Raw genomic sequence first — 26077 nt, 5'->3', positions numbered from 1 at the left:
CGGCCCCCGGCCCGGGGCCCGAACCGGGCCCGCTGCCCGGCCCGGGTCCCGTGCCCGCGCCCGCCACGTGAGGGTGCGCACCACCCCGGGCCGCCGCACCATGGCGGTGTACGGGTACTCCCCGCGGCGAAGGAGACGGCCATGACCACCGGCCCCGCGCCCCACACCCCCTCCGGGTGCCGACTGCTGCTGGTGCGGCACGCCAAGGCCGTCCCGAAGGGGGATCCGGCCGAGGACGCCGAGCGGCCCCTCGGCGAGCGCGGCCGGGCCGACGCGCACCGGACGGGCCGCTGGCTGGCGCAGGCCGGCTACGCGCCCGACCTGGCGCTGTGCTCCCCGTCCCGCCGTACGCGGCAGACCTGGCAGCTGCTGGTCCCGGAACTGGCCGAGCCGCCCTCCGCCGTACACGACGAGCGGCTCTACAATGCGCCGCCGCACGCGCTGGCCACCGTCCTGACCGAGTGCGCGGCGGGGCTCGGCTGCGTGGCCCTCGTCGGGCACAACTCCGGCATCCACGAGTTCGCCAAGGCCCTGTGCGGCTCGGGCCCGCCGAAGCTCCTGGCGGACCTCGCGAAGGCCTTCCCCACGTCGGGGGTCGTGGTGGTGGACCTGCCGGGCGGCTGGGACGCCCTCACCCCCGGCGCGGGCACGCTGACCGACTTCTGGTCCCCCCGCCACTGACCCCTGAAGCCCTCCACCGCGCGCCGTACCGGTCAGCGGCCGTAACCCGCGTCCCCGGCCGGTCCGGTGGGTCCTGCGGGGCGGCAGAAGCGGCGGATCAGGTCGGCGTGCTGGGGGAAGCGCTCCAGCAGGTCGTCCATCAGGCCCAGGGTCATGTCCGCGAAGTCGAAGCCCGGAGCGACCGCTTCGCTGATCAGCGCGTGGTCCCCGGAAGTGAGGTGGGAGGCCTTCCAGGTGCCCCCGGGCACGGCGAGCACCAGCTGCTCGCCGCGTCCGGGGTCCTGACCGAGCACCGCGGTGCGGTGACGGCCGTCGGGGTGGATCAGGTGATAGGTGACCGGGTCGCCGTGGTGGTGGAAGTGCAGGATGTCGGACCGGTTGAGGTGCCAGTGCCCGACCGGCGACCAGTGGGTGAGCAGGTAGTGGATGGACGTGAGGGTGTAGCGGTCGCCGTGGGGAGTGGAGATCGGCGGGCGGTGATCGGACTGGAAGGTCCGTCTGAAGTACCCGCCCTCCACATGCGGCTCCAGGCCGAGGGCGTCGATCCATTCCTGCGCCGTACGCACGGTTCCTCCACTTCAGCGGGGCATGGCCGCGATCGCGGCGCGGGCGATGTTCCTGGCCTCCTGCTTGCAGGTCGGCGCGGGGTGTTTCTCGCCGCCCAAGGCCACGTGGACCACGAGGTTGCCGTCGCGGACGTACAGGCCGCAGTGCTCTTCGGGGTCGGGATAGGCCGGGTAGGGGGCGCTCCAGTACGCATCGTCGCCGAAGCCGAGGTCGCTCGCCCGGGTTTCCTTGGCGGCGTCCTCTTGGAATTTCTCGCGCTGCTGCTCGCTCTCCCGCTCGGTGCGCTTCAGTTCCCAGCCGACGAACGCGTGAACCTTGTCGACCAGGCCGGCGATCCTGACCTTCGTGGGGTCGCCGGATATCTTTCCCCAAGCGCAGCTCGTCGAGGCGCCTGAGCCCTCGCGGTAGTAGTCGAGTTCCTCCGACCGTGCGGGCAGCGGCAGCCGGACCGCCACCTCGGAGCAGATCGGCGCCTTCACGTAGGTGATGACGGGCCTGGCGGGCGTGCTCTTCGCACTGCCCGCTCCGGACGTAGAGCCGGCCCGTGGCGGGTCTGTACCGCCGCCGTCCTTCAGCGCGTACAGCCCGGATCCGATGCCGACGACGGCGAGCACACCGGCCGCCGCCAGGGCGATGGTCCTCGCGGTGCGCCGGCGGGGCGTGGGCAGGAGTGCCGTCGGGTGGGGCGCCCGGCCGAGCGCGGTTGTTGCCACGTCGGCGGGCGCGGCCGGGGCCGGCCCCGGCACGAGCGTGCGGTCCGTGTCGCCGAGCAGCCGGTCGATCTCGGCTTGCCGGGCGGCGATCGTCCGGTGCACGGCGGCCGGCCAGGGCCGGTCGGCGGGCGCGACCCGGCCGAGGAGCGTGAGGAGCCGGTCCGGGGTGGGACGGGCCGCCGGGTCTTTGGCCAGGCACGGAGCGACGACCGCCCGCAGCCCCGGCGTCAGGGCGGACAGGTCGGGCTCGGCGTGCACGACGTTGTAGAGGGTCCCCGCCATGGAGGTACCCGCGAAAGGGCTTTCGCCGAGCGCGGCCATCACCAGGACCGTGCCGAGCGAGAACACATCGCTTCCCGGGGTCAGCGAACGGCCCTCGGCCTGTTCCGGCGACATGAAGGCGGGCGAGCCGACCACCCAGCCGGTCTGGGTCAGCTCGGTGGCCTCCGCGCCCTCGGCGACGCGCGCGATACCGAAGTCGATGACGCGCACCCCGTCCTCGGCGAGCAGGACGTTCTCGGGTTTGAGGTCCCGGTGGACCAGCCCCGCCCGGTGGATCTCGGCGAGTGCGGTGGCCAGTCCGGCGGCGAGGCGGCGTACGGACGCCTCGGGCAGCGGACCCGCCTCCTCCACGGCCGCGCCCAGCGAGGGTCCGTTCACGAACACCGAGGCGAGCCAGGGCGTGCCGGCGTCCGCGTCGGCATCCATCACGGCCGCCGTGTACGCGCCGGACACCCTCCGCGAGGCGGTGACCTCGCGCCGGAAGCGGGCCCGGAATCCGGCGTCGGCGGCGAACCGCGCGTGGACCCGCTTGACCGCGACGAGCCGTCCGTCCGGCGCGGAGCCGAGCAGCACCCGTCCCATCCCGCCCCGGCCCAGCTCGGCGAGGAGACGGTAGGGCCCGGCGGTGGCCGGATCGGCCGGCCCCAGCGGCATCATCGTGGGGACTCCGCCAGCTTCAGGGCCGACTTCCCCACGGTCTTGGCGATGTCCCGGGCCTCCTCGTCGGAGTAGCGCGTGCTCTCCACGATGACGTTGAGCTCCATGTTGATGTCACGGGCGTACAGATTGGCCATGTCCCGCTGCCAGAAGGCCTCCTCACCGACCCCGACGTCGGCGCGCTCGTACGACCGGGAGGCGGAGCCGTAGCCGCTCTCGTACTTCTCCTTCGCCTGTTCGGCTCCGGTCTTGCCGCCTGCCGAGAGGTGACGGTGCCAGGAGACGTAGATCCTGTCGCCGTACCGGTTGCTCCAGAAGCACCCGTTCGACTCCTGCGGGGTTTCACCGACGGCCTCGAGGTTGCCGCTGGGATCGGAGTAGCCCGCGGGCACCTCCACCTTCCCCTTGGCCTCCTTGCACGAGGGAACCAGCTGCGTGTACTTGTCGCCGACCTTCGACAGGGGCGTCGTCCCGGGGGTCGGCACGCTCGGGCTCCCGGCCGGCTCCTTGGGGTCCGCCTTTCCCGGCGATGCGCCCGCCCGGCCGCCGTCCGCGGGCAGGAAGTTGACGGCGATCACCGTGGCGAGCGCCACCGTCGCGGCCGCGCCGGCTCCTGCCGCCCACCAGGTGCGCTTGTGGCGGGCCCGGGCGGCAGGCGCCGCGGGCGGGAGCGGCGGTGGTACGACGGGCGGAGCCGGGGCCCCGGCGGGCGCGGTGACGGTGGGGGCACCGGACACGGCCGGTCCGTCCACCAACCGGCTGATCTCCGAGCGCTGTTCGGCCGTGAGCCGGTGTACCGCCTCGGGCCACGGCCGGGACGCGGGCGTCACCGTGCCGATGGACGTGAGGAGTTCCAGCGGCGACGGACGCCGCGCCGGGTCCTTGGCCAGGCACGGCTCGATGAACGACCGCAGGACCTCCGGCACCGCGTCCAGGTCCGGTGTGCCGTGCGCGACGTTGTAGAGCACGCCCGGCACCGACGTGCCGGCGAAGGGCGGCTTGCCGGTGCATGCCGTCACGAGGGTCGAGCCGAGCGCGAAGACGTCGGTGGCGCCGGTTAGCGGGAGGCCCCGCACCTGTTCCGGCGCCATGAAGGGCGGCGAACCCACCATGGCGCCGGTGTGCGTGAGTTTCGTGTGCTCCTCGGCTGCCCGCGCGATGCCGAAGTCGATCACGCGTACGCCGTCCTCGGCGAGGAGCACGTTGGACGGCTTGAGGTCGCGGTGGACCAGGCCCGCCCGGTGTACGTCGACCAGCGCCTGTGCCAGGCCCGCCGCGAGGAGCCTCACCGCCTCCTGGGGTAACGGGCCCCCTGCGTCGAGGGCCTGGCCGAGCGTGGGACCGGGCACGAATACCGAGGCCAGCCAGGGTGCTTGGGCTTCCGCGTCGGCGGATATCACGGCGGCGGTGTAAGCGCCGGACACCTTGCGCGAGGCCGCCACCTCGCGCCGGAACCGGGCTCGGAACGCGGGGTCCTCGGCCAGTTCGGGGTGGACCCGCTTCACCGCGACGAGACGGCCGTCGGGGGCGACGGCGAGCAGGACGGACCCCATGCCGCCCTTGCCGAGTTCGGCCACTGCCCGGAAAGGGCCGATGTCCACTGCCTGGAACGGCCCCGTGTCCCCTGCCCCGAACGGGTCTGCGTACGGCGGCCCGGATGGCCCTGGTGCGCTCATGGCGTCCTGTCCCTCCCCCGCGAAGGACCCTCCGGTCCCGAAGCGAGAGGATCATACAGGCCGGCCCCTCACCGGGAGCGCGACCGCCCCTGCCCTAGCGGGCGGCGGGGCGGCCGACGCGGTCGGCGCCGTCCGTGGTCCGGTGGGCGCAGTGCCGGACCACCGAGGCCAGGTCCCCCTCCGACCGCAGCAGCTCGCGCTGGACGCGCGCGCCGTTGCCGTGCTCCAGCAGGCCCGCGATCCCGGCCCGTACGAGGTGTTCGTCGCCGTAGTCGGCCAGGGCGTCGCCCACGTGCCGGTACAGCGCCTCCACGGCGGCCTCGGGCGAGGTCTCCCGCAGCGTCTCGGGGTGCAGCAGCGGGCCGTCGAGGCCCGACCGGCCCGCCTGCCACGACGCGAGCCGGAGCATGCTGGTGCTGACCCGCGCGGGGGGCTCCCCGGCCTTCCAGGCGCGGGCCGCGGTCTCCACCAGGCCCCGTACGAGCGCGGCCAGCAGCACCGGCGTCGAGGCGTCCAGGCACACGTCCGCGACCCGGATCTCCACCGTGGGGTAGGACGCGGACAGCCGCGCGTCGAACCAGACCATCCCCTTGTCGCGCAGCACCCCCGAGTCCACCATGGCCCCCACTTCCGCGTGGTAGTGGTCCGCGGAGCCGAAGACGTCCACGGGCCCGGCCGCGGGCAGCCGGTTCCACACCCGGCTGCGGTAGCTGCCGTACAGGGTGTCCTCGCCCTGCCAGAACGGCGAATTCGCGCTCATCGCGGTCAGCACGGGGAGCCAGGGCCGGATGCGGTCCAGCACGCCCACCCCCTCCTCGTCCGACTCGACCGACACGTGGACGTGGCAGCCGCAGGTCAGCTGCTCCTGCGCGGTCATGCCGAACTGGCGCGCCACCCAGTCGTAGCGGTGCCCCGGGGACATGGACGGCCGCACGGGCAGCGGAGAGGTGGCCATCGCCGTGACGACCGCGCCCGCCGTCGCGGCGTGCCGCGCGGCCTCGGCCCGCCACCGGACGATCTCCTCCTGGAGCTCGCCCATCTCCGTCACCGGCTTCGTGGCGAACTCGACCTGCTCCTCCTTGAGCTCCGATTCGAACGTATGCCCCTTTTCGGGGCCCTCCGCGGCGGCGTCCGCCCGGTCGGCCGCGGCGAGCACCGCACCCGACACGGCCAGTGGCTCGCCACTGTCCGCATCCGCCAGCAGCAGTTCTTCCTCGACGCCCACGCTTCGCATGCGGTTACCCATCGCTTCCTCGTCGTACCTGTCCCGAAATCGGTTGTCACCGCCTGCCCGGCCCCGCCCCGGCTATGCGGAACCACCCCGCCCGGTCTGTCGCGCCCCCTGGGCGGACCGTGGCCCGGCGGACAGGACCGGGGCGCCACGGCCCCCTAGGGTGGACGCATGAGGCTGCTGGTGACCTCCGACACCCACGTTCCGGCCCGGGCCAAGCACCTGCCGCCGGCCCTCCTGGCATGCGTGGACGAGGCGGACGTGGTGATCCACGCCGGGGACTGGACCGACGAGGCCACCCTCGACCTGCTGGAGTGCCGGGCGCACCGCCTGATCGCCGTCTACGGGAACAACGACGGGCCCGCGCTGCGCCGCCGACTGCCGGAGGTCGCCCGGGCGGAGCTGGGCGGCCTGCGCTTCGCGGTCGTCCACGAGACGGGCCCCGCCACCGGGCGGGAACGGCGCTGCGCCGCGCGCTTTCCCGACGCGGACGTCCTGGTCTTCGGCCACAGCCACATCCCGTGGGACTCGACCGGCCCCGGCGGGATGCGCCTGCTCAACCCGGGCTCGCCGACCGACCGCCGGCGCCAGCCCCACCACACCTTCCTCACCCTCACCGTCGCGGACGCCGCGCTCGACGTGATCACCCTGCACCGGCTGCCCGGGCGGGCGGCGGAGTAAGGGCCGGAGGATCAGGTGTGCAGGCGGCTGTTGGTGCCGTCGTGGCTGTCGGCGTGCTCGTCGTTGAACCAGTAGTCGCCGGCGGCCAGGTAGCGGAACGAGTGCGCGCTGTGCGTCGGCAGGGCGACGGTCGCGGCGCGGGTGCCGTCACCGCGGGACTCCAGCGGGTGGGCGGCGGGGTTCCAGTGGTTGAAGTCTCCGACGACGCTGACCGGCCCCTCCGGAGTGTGCTCCGGAAGGATGAAGGTGACCTGGGTACGGCCCTTGAGGCGCTTGCGTTCGAGCACGGAGGACTCCAGCCGCGAGGAAATCGGGAAACGGACCTGTGCATCCTCGCGCGCGGGTGTGCCCGATGCCGCGGCACGCGGCCGGGAGGTCACCCGGCCGGTCGCCGGAGCCGGTCCTGCCGGCCCCTCAGGCCCCTCGGCCCCGGTTCACGCGGCCGGGTCCACCCGGCCCGGGCTCATCCGGCGGCTCATCCGGCCCCGGCCCGGATGTCCGTGTCATATGCCTATCGCCGGCGCGCCCGTCGGGTCTACCGTGGCCGTCGCCGGACCTTCCCGGGCCGGCGGCCCTCCCGGCCTCCCCACGGGAGGGCCACCGCGCGCCCGCCGTCAGCCGGCGGCTCGTCTCCACACCTCCGGGCCGCCGCCCTCCCAGCGGATGGGCCCGTCCTCGGACAGGTCCACGTCCTCCAGGCCCGCCCGCCGCAGGAACTCCGCCACGTCGGCCGGCGAGTGGGCGCGGCCGAGGTCCGCGTCCACACCGAGCGCGTGCACGGTGACCTTCCGTCCGCCCTTCGGCGACACGGGATGAACCACGATCTCCGTCTGGTCCGCCATGGCTCCAGCCTGCCGGGACCTGGCCGGTCCGGCACCCCGAGCGCGTCCGGCGGCGGCACGGACCGGGTCCGGCCGCTACATGTGGCCGTAGTACCGGCCGAGCTGCTCCCGGTAGGCGGGATCACCGCGGTGCTCGTCCCGGTCGTACGCGGGGGAGTCCTTGATCTGGTCCTTCGTGAGGTTGACGTGGATCGTCTCGTCGTCCGCGTCCACGCGGACGACGGTCCCGGCCGGTACGAGGACGTGCCGGCCGAAGATCCAGGGCCCGGTGTCCACGACGATGTACGACGCGCCGACGTCCTCGGTGTGCTCGTCGACCCTGCCGATGTGACCGTCACTGGCCTCGACCTTGAAGCCGATCAGCCGGGTGCCCGGCGCGTACCTCGCCTGCGGGTCGTAGCTCCAGATGTCTTCGCTCATGGCACGTCTCCACTTCCTGGGGTCACCGGGTCCGCACCCCCCCCCGTGTCGAACTCTGGCGGCCGGACGGCGCGACCGCATCTCCGGCCGGGGGACGGCGACCCGGCCGCGGGGCACACGCGCGGCGCCCGTCAGTCCTTGCCGGCCGCGTGCCAGCCCATTCCCCAGCCGTACGCGAGGTCCGCGGCCTGCTGCTTGAAGACGCCGGGCGCGGGCACGATGTACCGGGCTTCCCGCCGGACGATCAGCTCCCCGCCCACGTTCTCGATCAGCGCGACGGCGGCCACCGGCGACGCGACGGTGCACTCGTCCAGGCGCACCTCGATCGGCGGCCCGACGGGCGGGTAGAGCGTCGCGACCCCGTGCAGGCCGGCGAAGCTGGACGCCCCGTCGTAGATGACGACGAACACCAGCAGACGCTTGATGTCGGCCGCGTGATCGAGATTGATCAGGAGGTTCTCGCCGGTCTCGCTCGCGCCGGTCCGGTCGTCCTGGTCCAGCAGGACGTACGGCGGCTGGTCGAACGATCCGTACTGCTCCTCGATGGGGTGGACGATCCCCGTCGACCCGTTCCGCAGTTCCCACAGGCAGGAGAGGTCGAGGTCGACGTCCTCCAGCCGGACGGCGCCTCTGCCCTTGTTCAGCCAGCCGCGCGGCGGCGCGGCCGCGCTCCACGTGAGGTTGACCCGCATGGCACCCGAGGTGGCCCCCTGCTTGGTCAGCGACACCGCGGGCGCCGCCTTCGTCAGCGTGATCTTGGACAGCCGCACCGGCGGAGCCTGCGGGGCGGGAACATGGTTCGGCACCGGGACGTTCGGCGCCGGAACCTGGGGCGCCGGGGCCTGCGGGGCGGGGACCCGTGGGGCGGCGACCTGCGGCGCCGGGACCTGGGGCGCCGGGGCCTGGGGCGCCGGTCCGGGGTCGTCCACGGTGATGCCGAAATCGGTGGCGAGCCCGGCCAGGCCGGAGGCGTACCCCTGTCCCACCGCCCGGAACTTCCAGGCGCCCGCGCGCCGGTACAGCTCCCCGAGTACGAACGCCGTCTCCGACGTGGCGTCCACGGCGTCGAACCGGGCCGTCTCGACCCCGGTCTCCGCGTCCAGGACGCGCACGAACAGCCCCGGCACCTGCCCGAAGACACCCTCGGTGGACGCCCCGACGACGATCGTCGCGATCTCCGGCTCCACCTCGGCCAGCGACACCGCGATCGTCTCGACCACGCCCGTGCCCTCCCGGCGTCCGCCCTCGTGGCGCACGGCGCCGCTGGGGTGGACCAGGTGGTTGTAGAACACGAAGTCGTCGTCCGACCGCACCTTGCCCGCCGCCGTCAACAGCAGCGCCACCCCGTCCACTTCGGGAACCCCGGGGCCCCCGTCCCACCCCAGCTCCACCCGGACCCGGGCACTCGCCACCGGTACGTTGGCGCCCTTCCGCAACGACACGCCGTTCCCCTCCCGCGAACTCCGGTATTTCCGCGCAGCGTACGCGTACCGGGGGCCGGCCGGGGGCGTGCCGTCAGGAGGGGTCCTCCGGGAGGGCCGCCACCGCCTCGTCCACCGTCTTCTTCCACAGCGTGGTGATCGGGTCCGACACCGCGAAGCCAGGGGTGGGGGCGCCCACCTCGGCCGCGGTGAAACGGGTGCCGCGGTAGGCCGGGTTGGCGGTGACGGCCAGGCTCGGGACGTAGCGCGCCGAGCCGCCGCGGTCGTCGGTGCGCAGCGCCGCGTACAGGTGGCCCTGGGCGGCGAGCAGGCGGGGGCCGCTCTCGGTGGGCGGCACCGGGCGGGCGGAGCCGTCCAAGCCGGCGAAGGTCACGGTGGGGAAGCGGTCGATGGTGCAGGCGGTGCCGCTCTTGTTGGTGACGGTGACCAGGACGACGCTGCTGGCGATCGGCGGCATGGCGTGGGCCTCGTAGCCGAGCGACGCCTTGGCGCAGGCGGCCGGGGCGGCCGGGGCGGCCGGGGCGGTCGGCGCGGCCGCTTGCGCGTGGGCGGTCGCGGCCGTCGCGGCGACCAGGAGTGAGGGGGCGAGGACGAGGGCGGCGGCGCGAATGAGTGCGGTCATGCGTCCAGTCTGCCCGTTTCGGGCCTCCGGCAAGGGAGTTCGCCCCAAGGCGCCCGGCCGGAGGTCTCCGTACGCGCCCTCCCCGGGTCAACGGCCCCGGCGCCGGCGGGTGCGGAAGCGGGCCCGCCAGCGCGCGAGGAGCTGGCCCGGCGTGCGGGCCGGCGGGGTGTGCTCGGCGGGCCACTCCTCCTCCGGGGTGAGCGGGGCGTTCGGCATCAGGTAGCGCATGCCGTCGCGTTCCAGCACGCAGGGCGGGACGTCGTCCGCGTCGTATGGATGCCGCACCCGGATCACGAACGGCTGCGGCGGAACGGCCGGGACGCTGCCGCGCAGGACGACGCCCTCGGGGGACGTCCGGGCCGTGGAGACGGTCCTCCCGTCGACGAGGACGTCGACGCGACGGCCCCGTACGTCGTACAGGACCGTGATCGAGTGCCCGTCCTGATCGAGGTGGTACCGATGGTGGCCCGCCACGGAAGCCTCCCGCATGGTCTCGTCACCAGGGTAGGACGCGGCACCCCGCTCCCGCCCGCGGCCGGGTGCGTACGCGGCTCCGCCCGCTCACCGGTGGCGGCGCCCCCGGGCGAAGACGGCACGGATCCGTCCCAGCGCCGCCAGGTCCTCGGTCGGGTCGCCGTCGACCAGGAGCAGGTCGGCGGCGTGGCCGGGGGCGATGCGCCCGGTCAGGTCGCCGAGTCCGAGGGCCGCCGCGGCCTCGGTGGTGGCCATGGCGAGGATCCGCTCCCGGGGGACCCCGAGGTCCTCGTAGAAGCCGAGGGCCGCCGCAGTGCCGTCGAAGCCCGCGCGCTGCACCCCGGCGTCGGTGCCGGCGATCAGCCGGGCTCCGGACGCGGCCATGCGCCGGACCAGCCCGGACATGACCGCCGCCCGCTCCTCACCGAAGAAGCGGGGCAGCATGCGCCAGTGCGGGCTGACGGTCGGGCAGACGAAGACGCCCTGCTCGATGATCCGGTCCAGGACGTCCTCGCGGAGGTCGAAGCCGTCCTCGGTCATCCAGGTGCAGTGCTCGATGGTGTCGGCTCCGGCCGTCACGGCGTGGGCGATGGCCTCCGTACCGTGCGCGTGCGCGGCGACCCTGAGGCCGGCCCGGTGCGCCTCCTCGACGACGACCGCCAGCTCCTCGGCGCCGAACTGGCTCTGCCAGCTGGGCGGTCCGTCCTTGGTGAGGCCGCCGCCGCCCGCCATCACCTTCACGACCGCGGCGCCGGCGGCCACGTTGCGCCGTACGAGGGCGCGGGCCTCGTCGGCGCCGGACACCTCACCGCCGAGGAACCAGCAGTGGCCGCCCGGCGGCGTGAGCGGCGCTCCGGCCCCGAGGACGCGCGGGCCCGGCGTCGTACCGTCCGCGATCTCCCGGCCGAGGCGCAGGGCGAGCCCGCCCCGGTCGCCCAGATCGCGGACGGTGGTGACGCCGGAGTCCAGCAGCAGCCGGGCGCGCTCGCGCATCGCGGCCAGCAGCCGCTCGTCGTCGGCGTCCCCCAGGGCGGCCACGGGGTCGGGCCCGCCGTCGAAGACCAGGTGGACGTGGGCGTCGATCAGGCCGGGCAGCAGGGTCGACTCCGGGAAGTCCAGCCGGCTCCCCGCCTCCCCGCCGTCGGCCCCGGCCCCGGCTTCGACCTCGGCGCGCGGCCCGACGGCCGTGATGACGCCGTCCCGTACGAGCACGGCGCCAGCGGCCACGGCGGCGTCCCCGGTCAGCACGCGGCCGGCGGTGATCAGCATCGGGATGTCTCGTTCCATGGCCAGATCAAAACAGCCGCGGGGAGCGGGGTGGGCGAGATCGAGCCACCTCGGGACGGGGCCGCCATGCGGTTACGGCGCCATCTCCTGCCCACCCCGCAGCCGTTCGGCGAAGGCCTGGGCGGCGGCCACGTCGCGGCCGTCCGGCCGCTGCCGGTGGATGCCGCCGACGAGATTGAACGGCGCCCAGGTGTCGAACGCCCGGCAGGTGAAGGTCCCGTCCACCGTGAAGCCCTTGCGTGCGAGGAGCCGGGTCAGGGGACGGGTGAACGGCGCGACCGGCAGCTCGGGAAGCCCACTGGTGGCGAACACGAACGCCCGGCCCCGCTCCCCGGCCTCCGGAAGCGCCTTGGCGAAACCGGTCAGACCGGGGTGGAGCCGGCCGCGAAAGACACCCGACCCGAACCCCACGAGCCCGGCCCCGGCCAGCTCCGCCGGGTCGGCGTCCCCGGGGGCGACGACCTCCGCGCCCAGGACCCGGGCCATGGCATCGGCGATACGACGCGTATTGCCGTGCGACACGGAGGCGCACACGATGACGGTCTTCATGGTGACGGTCCCTTCTCTCGCTCTTCTCGCTTCCGCAGAGGGGACAGCGCACCCGCACCGGACGTGACACCCTCGCCTGTGACGTGGGCCACACCGACCACCTGCCTGTCGCGCGGGCTACCGCTCCGGTTCCCGCCCGGCTTCGTCCACGACGCCGTGGCCGATGATCGCCACGGACGTGACGGCCTCGCCCGCCTTGCCCCACGCGCCGTCCCTGAGCAGGACGGTGCGTTCTCCGAGCAGGCGGAGGCTGTCCTTGTCGAAGATCCATTCGGTGCGCTCGCCGTCGTGGACGCGGGCGACCGCCACCCCGTCGCGTCCGGCGGCGTCCCGCGCCTCCGGGACGAAGACGACCCCGGGGATACGGGCGGCCGCGCGGTACAGGGCGGCGCTCACCCCGGGCGGGGCCTCCATCGTCCGCAGCAGGTCGCCGATGGCCACGAACGCCTCCTGGTCGGGGCCGGTGGTCGAGCCCGAGCCGGGGCCGTGCTGTCGGCGGGTGTCGGCCTGGATCAGCTGGAGGAGCCGGTCGGGGTCGGTCGGGAGGGAGGCGAGGAAGCGGTACGTGGGGCCGTTGACGGTCCCCCCGCCCGCGCGGTTCCCCGGTTCCCTGGTGAGGCCGCCGGCGGTGCGGACCCACACGCCGGCCGACCCGTCGGCGGAGACCCAGCGTTCGGCGGACTCGTCCGTCCGGGACGGCCGCATCCCTCCGTCCGCGGTCTCGGAGAGGGCCGTGGAGTGTCCCGTGGTCTTCGTGTAGAGGAACTGGTCGTCACGGACCACCGGGACGGGCAGCTCCAGGGCCGTCAGGGCCGCGCGGTCGAGCACCCGGACGGCAGCCGGCTGGGGCGGGGCCGCGGCGGGGCCGTCCCCGGAGCCCCCCGTGCCGAGGGCGGTGGCCGCGGCCACCGCGCAGGCGGCGGCTCCGGCGCCGAGAACCAGGACGACGGGCCGACGGGTACGAGCGGCCGGCCGCTCGGTCCGCGCCGCTTCGCGCAGCAGGTGCTCCTTGAGCCGTTGGCGCCGCGGGGCGGGGAAGGGGAGGTCCGCGTCGGCGAGGCCGGGCAGGCGCCGGACGGTCTCCTCCCGCTCGGACGGTTCGGGGCGCTCCGGCGGTTCGGGGCGGGCGGACGGTTCGGGGCGTGCGGCGTCGTCGGCGGCGTTCACAGGGTTCCTTCCCGTGCGGTGCGGGACGCGGGGGCCGGCCGGGTGGCCGGGGGCTCCGCGAGGTGGTCGGCGGTGAGCCGGTGCAGACGGGCGCGGGCGCGGGAGAGGCGCGAACGTACGGTGCCCACGGCCACGCCGCAGACCTGCGCCACCTCCTCGTGGCTGAGCCCGGACCACACGTACAGGAGGAGCACCTCGCGGTCCGCGCGGCGCAGCCGGCCCAGGACGGCGAGGGCGGTGGCGGCCCGCGCGCCGTCGCTCAGGCGGGCGACGACGGCGTCCGCCGGGTCGGGGACGGTGTCCGGGGGTGGCAGTCGGCTCATCGCGGCGCGGTGGCGGCGGGCCGTCCTGCGGGTGTTGCGGATGACGTTCGTCGCGATCCCGAAGAGCCAGGCCCGCTGGTTCGCCACCTGGTCGAGCGAGTCGCGGAGCCGCCAGGCCTCCAGGAAGGTGAGGGAGACGATGTCCTCGGCCCCGGCGCGGTCGGCCGTCATCCGGACGGCGTGCGCGTGCACCGCCCGGGCGTGTGCGTCGTAGATGCTGGCGAACAGTTGGTGATCCACACTGGGAAGTGTCCGCAGGGCCCGCCGCGTTGCATGTGGCCTGCGTCACCCGAAGTGCCAAGCGCGAAGCGCGGGGCGGCCGATGGCCGCCCCGCGCTTCGTGGTGGTACCGCTTGATCAGGCCGTGGTGGCCGTCGCCTCGGCGGGCTGCCGGGGGTCGGCGGGCGTGGTGCCGGCGTCCGGGTGGGGGATGCGGTGCAGGCCCCGGCGGTCGTAGAAGCGGGTGACCGCGAAGCCGAAGAGCAGGGCGGCGACGAGGGCGACGCCCATGGCGGCCCACGCGCGGGTCAGGCCCGCGTCGGCCTGGGCCCCGTAATACAGCAGGGAACGCATGCCCTCGGTGATCTGGCGCAGTGGCTCGAACTCGGCGAGGCCGCGGAAGAATCCGGGCAGCGCCTGGAGCGGCACGGTGGCGCCGGAGGAGGGGACGGCCATGGCGACGAAGACGATGGTGGCCAGCAGCATGCCGGGCGTGCCGAAGGCCGCGAACAGCGTCAGGCTGCCGATGCCGACGACCGCGACGGTGGCGACCGAGAAGAGCCACAGCAGGCCGAGGTGGGAGGCGTCCATGTCGAGGATGCCGACGGTGGCGACCTCGACCAGGGTGCCCATGACCAACGACAGGCCCAGCATCAGCGCCATGCCGATGGCCAGGGTGCGGACCCGGCTGGTGTGCCGTACCGGCTCGCGCTTGCGGATCGGGCCGTAGTCGGTGTGCAGGTAGCCGAGGGCGGTGTCGACCTGGGAGTTCACCAGGTTGGCGCCGAGCATGCCGCAGACGACCAGGACCAGGGCGTAGTAGAAGGCGCTCAGGCCCATGGCGCTGCGCGAGCCGAGGGGGTGCCCGTCGGCCACGGTCACGGTCACCGGGTCGGCCAGCTTGAGCTGCGCGGCCGTCGGGAGCTGGGCCTGCTGGGGTCCGGCCTGCTTGAGGAGCTGCTGGCCGATCTGCGCGGAGGCGGCGTGGGCGGCCTTCTGGGTGGCCTGGGAGGACATGGAGGAGCCGATGCTCCCGGCGGCCTGGTTGGTCAGCACCGTCAGGGTCGGCGGGGCCGCCTTGCCCGGGGCCGCGGGCTGCGGGGCGCCCAGCGCGGTCACCGTCGCGGAGAAGTCCTGGGGGATGACGAGGGCGCCGAAGACCTTGCCCCGGCCCAGCCGCTTGTCGGCCTCCTCGCGGCTGACGACCTGCCACTCGATGCTCTTGTCGCCCTCGGCGGCCTTCTGGATCCCCGCGACGACCTGATCGCCCAGCTTGACGTGGCGGCCGCCCGCGTCGGCGCCGCTGTCGCCGTTGACCAGGGCCACGGGCAGGTCGCGCAGGTTGCCCCGGGGATTGATGTTGCCCCCGACGTAGAGCAGCGCGAACAGCATGGAGACCATTGCGGCGATGAGACCCGTAACGATCCACAACGTGGGTCGTCGGAGCACGGAGGGGGGATTGGGCTGAGGCATCGATTCTCCGGTGCGGATGCGTTCCTGGGGCTGGATACTTAAGGTATCCAGCTACTGGATACTGGCAGTATCTTGTGGTGGTGTCCAATTGACGGCGCCGATTGACGGCGCCCACACCGGACCGCGTGACCAGCAGGGGAGCCGCATGAAGATCTCGGAGCTCAGCCGGCGCACCGGCGTACCGGTCGCCAGCATCAAGTACTTCCTGCGCCAAGGCCTGTTGCCCGCGGGCCGGGCCACCGCCGCGACCCTCGCCGAGTACGGGGAGGAGCACGCGCAGCGGCTGCGCCTGATCAAGGCCCTGACAACGCTCGGCGGCCTGTCCATCGCCGCCACCCGCGAGGTGCTCGGGGCCGTCGACCAGGCCGATACTTCCGAGGGCGCCCTCGGAGCGGTCAGCTACGCCCTCCCGGTGCCGGTGGCCGCCCAGAGCGCCGCCGGCCCCGAGGAGGAGCCCGGGGCCGGCGCCACCGCCGCGGCCGAGGTGGCGGAGCTGCTCGCGGCCCTGGACTGGCAGGCACCCGATACCTCCCCGCACGTGCAGGGGCTCACGGCGGCGCTGCGCGAGCTGCGGCGGCTGGACGCCCAGTACGCCCCGGGCGAGCTCGCCGCCTACGCGCGCCTCGCCGGGTCGGTGGCCCGGCTGGACCTGGAACGGGCGGCCGGCCTCGACGACCCGGTGGCCCTGGCCGAGCGGGCGGTCATCGTCTTCGCGATCTGCGCCCCGGTGTTCGAACTGCTCCGCCGCCTCGCCCAGGAGGACCAGGTCCGCCGCCGGGCCGCGGGCGGCGCGGACGGGCCCGCGGGGCCCCGGTAGCGCCCGGGCGGCGGCTCGAATCCGAAAACGAGTCCCCTTCGTCATGCCTGAGGCGGGTTTAACCCGTATGCCGTTTCCGTATCGTGACATGCCGTTAAGGTGTGACGCGCACCCACCTGCCGGTGCCGGTCGCTCCATGGCACGGCAGGCGCCCGCCACGCCATCCGACCGACCGAGGAACGCCGGTTGCCAGGACCCAAGCCCGCAGCCCGCGCAGGACGACGGCCCGCGCCCGCCTGGGCGCGCACGCGCTACTGGTTCGACACCATCGTGGCCCGCGGCACGGCGGTGCTGATCGGCTGGCTCGTACTGATGTGCCTGGCCGTCGTCGTCCCGGCCAGCGCCGCCCTGGTGTGGGCCGATGACCACGGCCCGACCACCCTCTCCGGCCGCGCCCTCGCCGTATGGGTCAGCGTCGGCCAGACCCTGAAGCTCGGCGGCGCCGTCGGCAGCCCCCTGTACGTGTCCCTCTCGGTGCTGCTCGCCCTCGTCGCGCTGCTGTTCGTCTCCACTCTCGTCAGCCTCATCACCACCGGCCTCAACGACAAGGTGCTCGCGCTGCGCCGGGGCCGCTCCACCGTCCTGGAGTCGGGCCACACGGTCCTGCTCGGCTGGTCCGACCAGGTCTTCCCCATCGTCTCCGAGCTGGTGAAGGCCAACGCCAACCGGCGCCGGGCCGCCCTCGCCGTCCTCGGCCCCCGGGACAAGGCGGAGATGGAGGACGACATCGCCGCCGCCGTCGGACGGCTGGGCCGGACCAGGCTGATCTGCCGCAGCGGGAAGACCACCGATCCCGCCGTCGTCTCCCTGGTCACGCCTCAGACGGCCCGCGCCGTGCTGGTCCTGACCCACGACGGCGAGGGCGGCGACGCCCACGTCGTCAAGACCCTGCTCGCGCTGGAGGCCGTGGTCCGCGGCCACGGCCGGCCCGGCGTGGTCGCGGCCGTCCGCGACGGGCGGCACAAGCGAGCCGCCGAACTGGCGGCGGGGCCGCGCGGGCACGTCCTCAACATCGAGGACATCACCGCCCGGCTGATCGCGCGGACCTCCTGCGAGCCCGGACTCTCGCTCGTCTACCGCGCGCTGCTCGACTTCGACGGCGACGAGATCTACACGGCGCCCGCCGGTCCCCTCGCCGGATCCACCTTCGGCGACCTCCTGTTCGCGTACGCCGACTCCAGCGTCATCGGCCTGCTGCGCGCCGACGGCCGGGTGGAACTGAACCCGCCCTGCGACAGCGTCCTCGGCGCCGAGGACCGGATCGTGGTGATCACCGAGGACGACGACACCGCGGTCCCGGCAGGGGAGCGGCCGGCCGTCGACGACGCGGCGGTCGTGGCGGCGCCGCCCGCGCGGCCGTCGCCGCAGCGCTTCCTGCTGCTCGGCTGGAACCCCCGCGCCCCCCGCATCATCGAGCAGCTGGACGACGGCGTGCCCGACGGCTCCGTACTGGTGGTGATGGCGGAGGGCGAGGACCACCTGCGGGACGCGGACCGCTGCGCCCGCGTCCCCGGGCGGCGGATGCCGGTCACCGTCCTCGACGGCGACGTGACCGACCCGGACGTGCTGGCCGGGCTCGGGCCGCTGACGTTCGACCGGGCCGTCGTCCTCGGCTACGACGGCCCGGAGGCGGGCGGTCTCCCGCTGGCCGGTGACGACCGGACCCTGGTGACGCTGCTGCATCTGCGGGCCCTGGAGGAGGCCGCGGGCCGGGAGCTGGCCGTGGTGACGGAGATGGCCGACGACCGCAACCGGCTGCTCGCGCCCGCCCGCGAGGGCGCCGACTTCATCGTCGGCAGCCGGCTGATCAGCCTGCTGATGACACAGATCGCGGAGGACGGGGACCTCGCGGCGGTCTTCGACTGCCTGCTCGCGTCCACGGGGGAGACCCTCCACCTGCGGCCGGCCGCCGATTACGTCGTCACCGGACGCCCCGTCGGCTACGCGACCGTGGTGGAGGCCGGGCGCCGGCGCGGCCACTGCGTCATCGGATACCGGCTACAACCGGCCGGCCGGGTGAGCTGGGACGGCCCGGACCGCCCCGGCGCTCCGCGGGATCCCGCGCACGGGCTGCGGATCAACCCGGACAAGCGGGAGGCGGTGTGCTTCGGGCCCGAGGACTCGGTCCTCGTCCTGGCCCCCGGCTCCGCCCCGCCCGGCTCCCGCCCCCCGGGCGGAACCGCCGGCCGGGTCCCCCTCCAGGCCCCGGGCCGGCCGGCCGCACCCGAGGCGCGGCCGCGCGGCCAGGACGGCGACGGCGAGTCGGCGTGAGAGCCGCCCGGCCGGGCATGAGGGCCCCGTGGCCGCCAACATCCTCCGGACCTCCGGAAGCCCGAAGAGACCCGCCGACACCCCGGCCCCCACCCGTACCCGCACCGCGCGCACGCTGCGGGCCCTGCGGCGTACCGCGACCCGGGTCTGGGACGACAACGTCGCCGACTCGGCGGCCGCGCTGACCTACTACGCGGTGCTCGCGCTGGTCCCCGCCCTCCTGGTCTCGGTCTCCCTCGTCGGGCTCGCGGGCGCGGACACCCGCGAGCGCCTGATCACCGACCTCACCTCCTACGCGCCGCCCCAGTCGGCCGAGGTGCTGCGGGAGGCGCTGGCCGGTCTGACCGCGCAGCACTCCTCGATGTGGGTGCTCCTCTTCAGCGGGGTCGTCAGCGCGCTGTGGTCGGCCTCCAGTTACCTCGCCGTCTTCCGCCGCGCCCTGCACGCCATGCACCGCATCCCCGACACCCGTACGTCCCTGCACGCCGCCCACACCCTGCTGCTGACCGCTGCCAGCCTGCTGGCGCTGCTGGTGGTCGGGACGGCGACGCTGGTGGTGGGCGGCCCCTTCGCCCGGCGCGCCGGGGCCGCCCTGGGGTTCGGGGGCGGCAACACCATGGCCGCTCTGCGCTGGCCGGTGCTCCTGGTCGTCGTCGCCTCGTTGATCCTGATCCTCTTCCGGACGGGCCCCGCCGGCACGCGCGGGCTGCGCCAGGGGCTGCCGGGCGGCGTCCTGGCGGCCCTGCTGTGGCTCGGGGCTTCCGTCCTCTTCACCCTCTACACCGAGTTCGGCACGTACAACAGGCTGTACGGGTCCCTGGCCGGGGCGGTGGTGTTCCTCGTCTGGCTCTGGTTCACCAACCTCGCGCTCCTGACGGGCGCCCAGTTCAACGCGGCCCGCTCCGCCGGCCCTCCGGCCGACGGGGACGGCGGGGCGTGACCTCGGCGGGGCCCAGCCGCCGCGAGTCCGGCCGCCGCACGCGGTGCCCCGCACGCACTGTGGTCCCGGACCCCAGGGGGGTCCGGGACCACAGCGATCCTGGTCGGGAGGCGCGGGTCAGCGCTTGAAGATGTCCTTCATCTTCTCCTTGGCCTGGCGGGCGTCGCCCTTCGCCTTCTCGGTGCGGCCCTCGGCGGTCAGGCGCTCGTTGCCGACCGCGCGGCCGGCGGTCTCCTTGAGCTTGCCCTTGGCCTGCTCGGCCTCGGCACGGCCCTTCTCGTTCTCCGACACGGCTGATCACTCCTGAGGAGAGGGGAACAACGTACGACTCCTCGTATGGCCGCGAACCCGTACCTCAAACCCGGCAGGGGACCAGGACCTCGATGCGCTTGCCGCCCTGCGGCGTCTGCCTGATCGTGACGCTGTCCGCCAGCCGGCAGACCAGCGGCCAGCCGAACCCGCCGATACGGCTCGGACCGGCGTGCCGGGGGAGGGGGACGGGGGTGGCGCTGCTGGCGTCGGTGACCGCGAGCCGCAGTCCTTCGGCGCAGACGGAGGCACTGAAGTCGAGGAGCCCGCCACCATGCCGGATGGCGTTCGTCACCAGCTCCGACGTCACGAGCAGCGCATCGGTCAGGGCGTCCTCGGAGGAAACATCGTCGTTTTCAGGCCCGGTGCCGGCGCCGGTACGCACCAGGGCGGACGACTCCAGGAGCGCCCGCACGCGATCCCGCGCCTGCGCGGCGTTGAGCGGGACCGGGCGCGTCGCCGCGCTCTCGTCGTACAGCATCGTTCACCTCCTCGTGGATCTCGTCACGGCCGGACCGTCTTCGTCTGCCCGGCCCCGGCGCCGTCAATCACGGAGCCGGTCGTGGGGGTGAACGTCCACCGCTCACCCCCGGTGACGCGGCCGCTCAACGCCGCCGCGGCGGAACGGACACGACGATGGCCTCGTCCACGGTGGGCGCGAAGGTGAACACCTGGTCCGCGCCGGTGAGTTCGAGCAGCCGCGCCAGCCGGCCCGGCACGTTCCCCGCCAGTACCACCGGCCGGTCCAGGGCGGGCTGCAGCATCAGGCTGAGGGCGGTCGAATCCACGAAGGTCACGCCCGAGACGTCCAGGACGAACCGGGCTATGCCGGCGGCCTCCGGGTCCAGCGCCGTCCGCAGCTCGCCCACGCTGTCCATGTCGAACTCGCCCGCCATCACGACGACGCGTACGTTCCCGTCGGACCGCGCCTCCACGTAATTGGGCGCGTCGGTGCTGTGCGTGTCCATGTTTCCCACTCCGCTTCCTTGATCCGGGACCGCTCAGACGGCCCGCGGCAGTTTCACCACGGTGACGAAGAAGTCGTCGATCTGCTGGATCGCCCGGATGAACTGGTCCAGATCGACCGGCTTCGTCACGTACGCGTTGGCGTGCAGCTTGTAACTGCGCAGGATGTCCTCCTCGGCGGCCGAGGTGGTGAGCACGACCACGGGGATGTGCATCAGCTCCGGATCCGTCTTGATCTGTTCGAGCACCTGCCTGCCGTCGTACTTGGGCAGGTTCAGGTCGAGGAGGATCAGGTCGGGACGCGGAGCGCCGGTGTGCTCCCCGCGGCGGTAGAGGAAGTCCAGCGCCTCCAGGCCGTCCCGCACGACGTGCAGCCGGTTCCCGATCTTGTTGTCCTCGAAGGCCTCGCGGGTCATCAGCTCGTCGCCCGCGTCGTCCTCGACGAGGAGGACTTCCGCGGGAGTCGCCGCGGGACGGTCGGTGGGGAGGTTCATCGGCTGCTTCCTTCGGTGGCCGCGGCGGCTGCGGCCGGGGTGGGGGCGGAGTCCTGGCTGTCGGTGTCCACGGCGCCACCGGTGTCCGTGGTGGGCGGGACGGGGACGGGCACGGTGAAGACGATCCGGGTGCCCGTCGTGTGGGCGGTGTCGATCCGGATGCTCCCGCCCGCGTGTTCGACGATCTTCTTGCAGAGCGACAGGCCGATCCCGGTGCCGCCGTACGTCTCCCGGGCGTGCAGCCGCTGGAAGATGACGAACACCTTCTCGGCGAACTCGGCCGGGATGCCGATGCCGTTGTCGGTGACGGCGAACGTGTGGAAGCCGGGCTCGGCGTCGTCGCCGTCCAGCAGGGCGACCTCGACCCGCGGAGCGCGCTCGGGGGAGCGGAACTTGACCGCGTTGCCGATCAGGTTCTGCCAGAGCATGGTGAGCAGCGTCGGGTCGCCCACGGCCTCGGGGAGCCGCTCCGGCCGGACGATCTCGGCCCCGCTCTCCTCGACGGCGGCGGCCAGGTTGCGCAGGGCCCGGTCCAGCGTGTCGTCCAGGGCGAGGGTCTCGCGGGCGTCCTGCACCCGGCCGACCCGGGAGAAGGTGAGCAGGTCGTTGATCAGCACCTGCATCCGCTTGGCGCCGTCCACGGCGAAGGCGATGTACTGGGTGCCGCGCTCGTCGAGCTGGTCCCCGTACCGCTTCTCCAGCAGCTGGCAGAACGACGCGACCTTGCGCAGCGGCTCCTGGAGGTCGTGCGAGGCCACGTACGCGAACTGCTCCAGCTCGGCGTTCGACCGGCGCAGCTCCGCCGCCTGGGCGTCGAGCTCCGCGGCCGTGCGCTTGAGCTCCGTGGCGTGGCCCAGGGACGCGGTCAGCTCCTCGACGGTGCGGTGGCGCATGGCTTCCACCGCTCCCGCCAGCGACCGCAGGTCGGCCGGACCGGCCTGCGGGATCTCCTCCTCGAACGCCCCCTCCGCGACCCGCTGGGACGCCCTCCGCACCAGGGCGAGCGGCCGCAGGACCCCCACGTGGAGGAGGACGGCGAGGAGACCGCTCGTCACCAGGAAGGCAATCGCGAGGGCGAGGAGGATGTGGTCGCGCTCCGTTCGGGCCTCCCCGAAGGTGGCGCGCGCGTCGGTCTGCATGTGGTCCAGGCGGGCCTGCTGGGCCGCGATCCGCCGGCGCACCTCGGCGAAGTGCTCCTGGCCCGTCTGCACCGAGGGCGGCGTGCCGCCGGCGCGGACCGCGGCGATGGCGGGGGTCGCGAACGCGTCCCGCCAGGTCCGCGCGGCTTCCTCCACGGCCCGCAGGTCGTCCTGGGCGGCGGGCTCGTCGCCGAGGACCGCCGTCAGCTTCCGGGCCGCCTCGCGCTCGTTGCGCACACCCCGCTCGTACGGTTCGAGGAGGCTCGGTTCGTCGGCGAGGAGGTTGCCGCGGACCCCGGTCTCCTGGTCCAGCAGGGCGGTCTCCAGCCGGAGGGCCTCCCGCTGGGCCGGCAGGATCCCGTCGACGAGCCTGTTGCCCGCCGTCGTGGTGTTCGACAGCAGGGAGGCGCCGACCGCGCCGGTGCCGAGCACCATGACGGCCAGCAGCACGAGCACGCCCGTGAGCCACGCCCGCAGGCTCAGCCGTGGACGGCTCGCCCCGGCGCGCGGAGCGGCGGGGGCGGGTGCGGGGGACGGCGGGGTTCGTTCGGCGATGCTCACGCGGAGGTGTTCCATTCCAGGTGGAGTACGGCGACGTCGTCGGCCAGGCCACCCCAGTCCGCGGCGAGGTTCTGCGCCTCCCGGATCAGGGTGTCGACGAAGGAGTCGGCGGGCAGGCCGGTGTGCCGGCGGGCGATGTCCAGCAGGCCCGTCTCGTCGAGGCGGGCGTGGTCCGGCCCGACCCGCCCCTCGATGAGGCCGTCGGTGAAGAGCATCACGGCGTCGGCGGGCCCCATCGGGACCTCCGTGACGGGCCAGCCCGGGCCCCAGCCGGGCATGATGCCCAGGGCGGGCCCGCCGGGGACCTCGTGCAGCTCCACACCGGCCGCGGAGCGGAGCAGCAGCCCCGGGTGGCCGGCGCGCTGTACGTGGACGCCGGCGGCGCCCGGCGGGCGGGTGACGGAGATGAGGGTGGCGAAGATCTCCGGCCCGGCCCGCTCCGCCAGCAGGATCTCCTCCAGCAGCCTGAGCAGGTCCGCGCCGCGGGCACCGGCCATGACGAAGGCCCGCCAGGCCACGCGCAGGCACACCCCGAGCGCGGCCTCGCCGGGCCCGTGTCCCGAGACGTCGCCCACCACGGCGTGCGTGGCCCCGTCGGGGGTCTGCACGACGTCGTAGAAGTCGCCGCCGAGCAGCGTCTGGGCGCGACCGGGCTGGTAGCGGGCGCAGACGGTGACCGCGTCGTCGAGCAGGAGGGGCGTCGGCAGCAGGCCGCGTTCGAGGCGGGCGTTCTCCTCGGCGTGCAGCTTTCCGGCGTGCAGGGCGACGGCGGCCAGTTCGGTCCGCTTGCGCTGGATCGCGTAGCGGATGGCCCGCATGAAGACGTCGGCCTCCAGACGGCCCTTGACCAGGTAGTCCTGGGCCCCCGCCGCGACGGCCGTCAGCCCGGCCTGTTCCTCGGAGAGACCGGTCAGGACGACCACGGCGGCCTCGGCGGACACGGCCAGCACCTTGTTGAGGCCGTCTATCCCCTCGGCGTCGGGCAGGTGCAGATCGAGCAGGACGCACTGGGGCGGCTCGGCGGCGAGCAGGCGCAGGGCGTCGGCGAGCGTGCGGGCCCGGCCGAGCCGGACGTCGACTCCGCTGTCCTCCACCAGGGCCTCGACCAGCAGGGCGTCGCCCTCGTCGTCTTCTATGAGGAGGACGTAGGGCGGCCGGCCGCTCCAGAGCGCGAGGGCGGGGTCGTCCTCGGCGGAATGCTGGGACCCCAGGTCGAGAGTGCTCTCCATGGCGTTGTGTTTCCCTTCTCGCCACGGAGCGCGGACGTCCGACGGACGCCAGGTTGCGTCGAGCTCAGCTTAGGTCGATCATTTGTCGTTAGGCAATATTTTATCAAGTCAATTACCCTGCCCCACGCCAGCCCCCCGCACCACCCACGGCACTCCACCGTACGCGTTCGCCCGACGCCGTCCTCAGGCGCTGTCGGAGAGGCTCCGCCCGGCCCGCGGTACGGGGCCCGCGAAGTGGCCGCCGACCGCCTCCCGGAAGGCGGCCAGGCCCACCACCAGGGCTTCCACCGCCGCCGGCTCCATCCGGCCGAGGACCGCGGACATCTCGCGCGACCGGATGCCCCGCTGCTCGTCCAGCAGCGCGGCGCCCCGTGAGGTCAGGCGCAGCTCGATCTCCCGCCGGCTGGTGGGGCTCGTGGACCGCGTCAGCAGTCCCATGGCTTCCAGCCGGTCGCAGAGCCGCGTCACCGACGGCGGCCGCGAGCCGAGCACGGAGCCGAGCGTGCGCAGGTTGATCCCCGCGGCGTTCTCCACGACCAGCAGCGCCCGCATCTGCGAGGGCGAGACGGCGGGCGCCGGGGTGTCCTGGCCCCGGGCGCGCAACACCTCAAGGAGCTCGGCCGCGGCGCTCATCGCCGCGGACGTCTCCTCGTACGGGCCGGAACGACCGCCTGATCGGGGCATGGTGCCCACTGTGCCATCGGCGGACGCGGGATGTCGCCTTCCGGACGCGAACGTCCCCGGATCCACCGCGCCCCCTCCTCCGGTACGCCCCCCGGGGCCCCCGGGCCCCGCCGTCACTCCCGCTCCGCGCCGGGCTCCCCGCCGTCCCGGCCGTGCCAGTCGAGGCAGACGACCATGGCGTCGTCGGCGGCCTGGATCCGGCCCCGGTGCCCGGAGAGCTCCTCCAGGATCGCCCGCGGGACCTGGGAGGGCGGCAGCAGCTGCGTGGTGAGGATGGCCCGGGTCAGCGCGTGCAGGCTGTACGGCTCCCCGCCGGGCGAGGCCACGTCGTAGACCCCGTCGCTCAGGAAGAACAACCGGTCACCGGGCTGGACCCGGAAGCGCTGGCAGGTGTAGACGGTGTCCTCGAACATGCCGAGCGGCAGCTGCGGTTCCAGGTCGATCGGTTCCACGGAGCCCTGCCGGAGCCGCCAGATCCGGGGCGACCCGGCGTCGATGATCTCGACGTCGCCGGTGTCCAGGCAGAAGCGGAGCAGGAGCATGGCCAGGTGCTGGCGCCCCCGGTACTGGCCGTACACGGCCTGGTCCGCCAGGGAGGCCTGGTCGACCAGGCCGAGACCGGCCCGCCGGGCGTTGCGCAGGGCGCTGACGGCGAGGTTGGTCAGCAGGGAGGCGTCGATGCCCTGCCCCATGCCGTTGTTGACGGTCAGCGTCAGATGTTCGGCGGAGGCCGACCAGTCGAAGCTGTCCCCGTAGATGGCGTAGGCGGGCTCCAGCTGGCCGCCGAGGTCGTACTCGGGCCGGGAGCAGGAGCGCCCCGGGAGCAGCTGCCACTGCATCTCCGCCGCCAGGGTGAGCCGGGTCGCCCGCCTCGCCTGGAGGAACAGGTCGGTGTCCCGTTCCGCGACGAGGATCTCGTGGCCCAGGGCGTCCGCGACGTCCTGGAGCTCCCCGAGCAGACCGGGATCGTACGCGTCCGCCGGGAAGTGCGCGCTGAGCACCCCGATGCGGTCGCCGCGCACGGTCACCGGCAGGTGGGCGGTGACCGTGGCGCCGGTTTCGAGCACGTACGGCTCCTGGGCGCCGAAGGCCCGGCCCTGCGGGCTGCTGTGCACCGACACCGGATCGGCGGTGAACGGAAGTGCGATGACGGGCTGGAGTCGGGTCATGGCGTAGTCCGCCATCAACAGTTCGACGCGGTCCGCGCGGTACCGCTGGAGCAGGACGTCGCGCACCTTGTCGAACAGCTCGTGAGGGGCCGCATTCCGCAGAATGCGCTCCACTCCCTCGGGTCGTGCCACCGGCCTGGGTCCTGCCTCTCTGGGAACTGCCACTATGGAGGACCACGAAGCCGCCGGTCC

The 26077-nt window shown here is 74.0% G+C and carries 28 protein-coding genes; 5 read left to right on the top strand and 23 right to left on the bottom strand.

Annotated features, from left to right (window positions below; all coding sequences use genetic code 11):
• Nucleotides 1-141: 141 nt before the first annotated feature.
• Nucleotides 142-681, top strand: coding sequence for a SixA phosphatase family protein (locus tag ACZ6ZT_RS10270; RefSeq protein WP_469717420.1), 540 nt, complete (start codon nucleotides 142-144; stop codon nucleotides 679-681).
• A gap of 32 nt (nucleotides 682-713) precedes the next feature.
• Here the strand turns inward: ACZ6ZT_RS10270 and ACZ6ZT_RS10265 are convergent, their stop codons facing one another.
• From ACZ6ZT_RS10265 to ACZ6ZT_RS10250, 4 genes are all read right to left on the bottom strand, one after another.
• Nucleotides 714-1247 (bottom strand): cupin domain-containing protein, encoded by a 534-nt coding sequence (locus tag ACZ6ZT_RS10265; protein WP_469717418.1) that lies wholly within the window; start codon nucleotides 1245-1247, stop codon nucleotides 714-716.
• Between the two features lie 12 nt (nucleotides 1248-1259).
• Nucleotides 1260-2897, bottom strand: coding sequence for a serine/threonine-protein kinase (locus tag ACZ6ZT_RS10260; RefSeq protein WP_469717416.1), 1638 nt, complete (start codon nucleotides 2895-2897; stop codon nucleotides 1260-1262).
• Nucleotides 2897-4501 carry a serine/threonine-protein kinase gene (locus tag ACZ6ZT_RS10255; RefSeq protein WP_469717414.1) on the bottom strand — a complete coding sequence of 535 codons (1605 nt, stop codon included), beginning with the start codon at nucleotides 4499-4501 and terminating at the stop codon, nucleotides 2897-2899. Before ACZ6ZT_RS10255 ends, ACZ6ZT_RS10260 begins: the two co-directional genes overlap by 1 nt.
• A 169-nt stretch (nucleotides 4502-4670) precedes the next feature.
• Nucleotides 4671-5810 (bottom strand): glutamate--cysteine ligase, encoded by a 1140-nt coding sequence (locus ACZ6ZT_RS10250; RefSeq protein ID WP_469717412.1) that lies wholly within the window; start codon nucleotides 5808-5810, stop codon nucleotides 4671-4673.
• 168 nt (nucleotides 5811-5978) lie between these two features.
• On the opposite strand from ACZ6ZT_RS10250, the gene ACZ6ZT_RS10245 reads away from it, so the two are divergent.
• Nucleotides 5979-6488: a metallophosphoesterase family protein gene (locus ACZ6ZT_RS10245; RefSeq protein ID WP_469717410.1), complete on the top strand. Its 510-nt coding sequence runs from the start codon at nucleotides 5979-5981 to the stop codon at nucleotides 6486-6488.
• An 11-nt stretch (nucleotides 6489-6499) separates the two neighbouring features.
• On the opposite strand, the gene ACZ6ZT_RS10240 is transcribed toward ACZ6ZT_RS10245, so the two are convergent.
• The 11 genes from ACZ6ZT_RS10240 to ACZ6ZT_RS10190 all read right to left on the bottom strand — a co-directional run bounded on the left by ACZ6ZT_RS10240 (nucleotide 6500) and on the right by ACZ6ZT_RS10190 (nucleotide 15306).
• Nucleotides 6500-6775: an isoamylase early set domain-containing protein gene (locus ACZ6ZT_RS10240; RefSeq protein ID WP_469717408.1), complete on the bottom strand. Its 276-nt coding sequence runs from the start codon at nucleotides 6773-6775 to the stop codon at nucleotides 6500-6502.
• Between the two features lie 327 nt (nucleotides 6776-7102).
• Nucleotides 7103-7330 (bottom strand): hypothetical protein, encoded by a 228-nt coding sequence (locus ACZ6ZT_RS10235; protein ID WP_469717407.1) that lies wholly within the window; start codon nucleotides 7328-7330, stop codon nucleotides 7103-7105.
• Between the two features lie 75 nt (nucleotides 7331-7405).
• On the bottom strand, nucleotides 7406-7750 hold the full coding sequence (locus ACZ6ZT_RS10230) for a PRC-barrel domain-containing protein (RefSeq protein ID WP_469717405.1): 345 nt from the start codon (nucleotides 7748-7750) through the stop codon (nucleotides 7406-7408).
• A 131-nt stretch (nucleotides 7751-7881) separates the two neighbouring features.
• A complete protein-coding gene (locus ACZ6ZT_RS10225) occupies nucleotides 7882-9192 on the bottom strand; it encodes a TerD family protein (protein ID WP_469717403.1) in 1311 nt (436 codons plus the stop codon).
• Nucleotides 9193-9265: 73 nt separating this feature from the next.
• Nucleotides 9266-9814 (bottom strand): DUF4232 domain-containing protein, encoded by a 549-nt coding sequence (locus ACZ6ZT_RS10220; protein ID WP_469717401.1) that lies wholly within the window; start codon nucleotides 9812-9814, stop codon nucleotides 9266-9268.
• 87 nt (nucleotides 9815-9901) lie between these two features.
• Entirely contained in the window at nucleotides 9902-10303 is a 402-nt protein-coding gene (locus ACZ6ZT_RS10215) for a hypothetical protein (protein ID WP_469717400.1), read from the bottom strand.
• 72 nt (nucleotides 10304-10375) lie between these two features.
• Nucleotides 10376-11575, bottom strand: a complete 1200-nt coding sequence (locus ACZ6ZT_RS10210; protein ID WP_469717398.1) for an amidohydrolase family protein — start codon at nucleotides 11573-11575, stop codon at nucleotides 10376-10378.
• 72 nt (nucleotides 11576-11647) lie between these two features.
• Complete coding sequence (locus ACZ6ZT_RS10205; protein WP_469717396.1) at nucleotides 11648-12124, bottom strand: flavodoxin family protein; 477 nt, start codon at nucleotides 12122-12124, stop codon at nucleotides 11648-11650.
• A 117-nt stretch (nucleotides 12125-12241) separates the two neighbouring features.
• A complete protein-coding gene (locus ACZ6ZT_RS10200) occupies nucleotides 12242-13291 on the bottom strand; it encodes a CU044_5270 family protein (protein WP_469717393.1) in 1050 nt (349 codons plus the stop codon).
• The gene (locus tag ACZ6ZT_RS10195) at nucleotides 13288-13854 is read right to left on the bottom strand and encodes an RNA polymerase sigma factor (RefSeq protein WP_469717392.1); all 567 of its coding nucleotides are present in this window, start codon (nucleotides 13852-13854) and stop codon (nucleotides 13288-13290) included. The genes ACZ6ZT_RS10200 and ACZ6ZT_RS10195 overlap by 4 nt, the downstream gene beginning before the upstream one ends.
• 117 nt (nucleotides 13855-13971) lie before the next feature.
• Nucleotides 13972-15306, bottom strand: a complete 1335-nt coding sequence (locus ACZ6ZT_RS10190; protein WP_469717390.1) for a YhgE/Pip domain-containing protein — start codon at nucleotides 15304-15306, stop codon at nucleotides 13972-13974.
• Nucleotides 15307-15451: 145 nt separating this feature from the next.
• On the opposite strand from ACZ6ZT_RS10190, the gene ACZ6ZT_RS10185 reads away from it, so the two are divergent.
• From ACZ6ZT_RS10185 to ACZ6ZT_RS10175, 3 genes are all read left to right on the top strand, one after another.
• Nucleotides 15452-16123 (top strand): MerR family transcriptional regulator, encoded by a 672-nt coding sequence (locus ACZ6ZT_RS10185; RefSeq protein WP_469717388.1) that lies wholly within the window; start codon nucleotides 15452-15454, stop codon nucleotides 16121-16123.
• 186 nt (nucleotides 16124-16309) lie between these two features.
• Complete coding sequence (locus tag ACZ6ZT_RS10180; RefSeq protein ID WP_469717386.1) at nucleotides 16310-18394, top strand: CASTOR/POLLUX-related putative ion channel; 2085 nt, start codon at nucleotides 16310-16312, stop codon at nucleotides 18392-18394.
• Between the two features lie 28 nt (nucleotides 18395-18422).
• Nucleotides 18423-19334, top strand: a complete 912-nt coding sequence (locus ACZ6ZT_RS10175) for a YihY/virulence factor BrkB family protein (protein ID WP_469717385.1) — start codon at nucleotides 18423-18425, stop codon at nucleotides 19332-19334.
• A gap of 117 nt (nucleotides 19335-19451) precedes the next feature.
• On the opposite strand, the gene ACZ6ZT_RS10170 is transcribed toward ACZ6ZT_RS10175, so the two are convergent.
• The 8 genes from ACZ6ZT_RS10170 to ACZ6ZT_RS10135 all read right to left on the bottom strand — a co-directional run bounded on the left by ACZ6ZT_RS10170 (nucleotide 19452) and on the right by ACZ6ZT_RS10135 (nucleotide 26017).
• Nucleotides 19452-19625, bottom strand: coding sequence for a CsbD family protein (locus ACZ6ZT_RS10170; RefSeq protein WP_469717383.1), 174 nt, complete (start codon nucleotides 19623-19625; stop codon nucleotides 19452-19454).
• A 64-nt stretch (nucleotides 19626-19689) separates the two neighbouring features.
• Nucleotides 19690-20124: an ATP-binding protein gene (locus ACZ6ZT_RS10165; protein ID WP_469717380.1), complete on the bottom strand. Its 435-nt coding sequence runs from the start codon at nucleotides 20122-20124 to the stop codon at nucleotides 19690-19692.
• Nucleotides 20125-20248: 124 nt separating this feature from the next.
• Nucleotides 20249-20611, bottom strand: a complete 363-nt coding sequence (locus tag ACZ6ZT_RS10160) for an STAS domain-containing protein (RefSeq protein WP_469717378.1) — start codon at nucleotides 20609-20611, stop codon at nucleotides 20249-20251.
• Nucleotides 20612-20644: 33 nt separating this feature from the next.
• The gene (locus ACZ6ZT_RS10155; RefSeq protein ID WP_469717376.1) at nucleotides 20645-21103 is read right to left on the bottom strand and encodes a response regulator; all 459 of its coding nucleotides are present in this window, start codon (nucleotides 21101-21103) and stop codon (nucleotides 20645-20647) included.
• Nucleotides 21100-22677: a sensor histidine kinase gene (locus tag ACZ6ZT_RS10150; RefSeq protein ID WP_469718235.1), complete on the bottom strand. Its 1578-nt coding sequence runs from the start codon at nucleotides 22675-22677 to the stop codon at nucleotides 21100-21102. Before ACZ6ZT_RS10150 ends, ACZ6ZT_RS10155 begins: the two co-directional genes overlap by 4 nt.
• Before the next feature lie 122 nt (nucleotides 22678-22799).
• Nucleotides 22800-24032: a PP2C family protein-serine/threonine phosphatase gene (locus tag ACZ6ZT_RS10145; protein WP_469717375.1), complete on the bottom strand. Its 1233-nt coding sequence runs from the start codon at nucleotides 24030-24032 to the stop codon at nucleotides 22800-22802.
• Nucleotides 24033-24215: 183 nt separating this feature from the next.
• Nucleotides 24216-24716 carry a MarR family winged helix-turn-helix transcriptional regulator gene (locus tag ACZ6ZT_RS10140; RefSeq protein WP_469717372.1) on the bottom strand — a complete coding sequence of 167 codons (501 nt, stop codon included), beginning with the start codon at nucleotides 24714-24716 and terminating at the stop codon, nucleotides 24216-24218.
• Between the two features lie 113 nt (nucleotides 24717-24829).
• The gene (locus ACZ6ZT_RS10135; RefSeq protein ID WP_469717368.1) at nucleotides 24830-26017 is read right to left on the bottom strand and encodes a PP2C family protein-serine/threonine phosphatase; all 1188 of its coding nucleotides are present in this window, start codon (nucleotides 26015-26017) and stop codon (nucleotides 24830-24832) included.
• Nucleotides 26018-26077: the final 60 nt, after the last annotated feature.

Source organism: Streptomyces sp. NPDC102258 (genome assembly GCF_055584685.1).
Note: the sequence above shows the minus strand (reverse complement) of the source record. Positions and strands in the feature narration are given on the sequence as shown.